This window comes from Phyllobacterium lublinensis, from assembly GCF_020164435.1.
Taxonomy (GTDB): Bacteria; Pseudomonadota; Alphaproteobacteria; order Rhizobiales; family Rhizobiaceae; genus Phyllobacterium; species Phyllobacterium lublinensis.
On the sequence record NZ_JAIUDQ010000042.1, the window covers coordinates 1 to 337 of the forward strand.

Below are 337 nucleotides of genomic sequence, written 5' to 3' on the forward strand. Positions count from 1 at the left end.
ACGACGATGATGATGCGGCAGCACCAGCAAAGACCGAGACGCAGGTAAAAGCGCCGGCCGTCACGCGCGCCAGCAAGAACGTGCCCGAACTCATTCTCGGTTCCAAGGACAATGAATTCACCGTCAACCAGAAGGATTTCGAGCTGGTCGCCGGCCAGGGCTACCGCTGGAAGATCACGTCCGCCGCCGGGCTGGAGTACAAATTCGTCACCGACCTCTTCCGCAATGTGTGGATGAACCAGATTGTGATCGAAGATCTCGAAGTGCACATGAACGGCGCACCGGCATGGCTCGAATTCGACGCGCCGGGCACCATCAACGTGCAATTTACGGCGGT

Annotated in this window: 1 protein-coding gene; it reads left to right on the forward strand. The window is 58.5% G+C overall.

From position 1 onward, the window contains the following. The coding region (locus K9U38_RS21920; protein ID WP_224496474.1) for a hypothetical protein at window positions 1-337 on the forward strand (337 nt) is incomplete at both ends.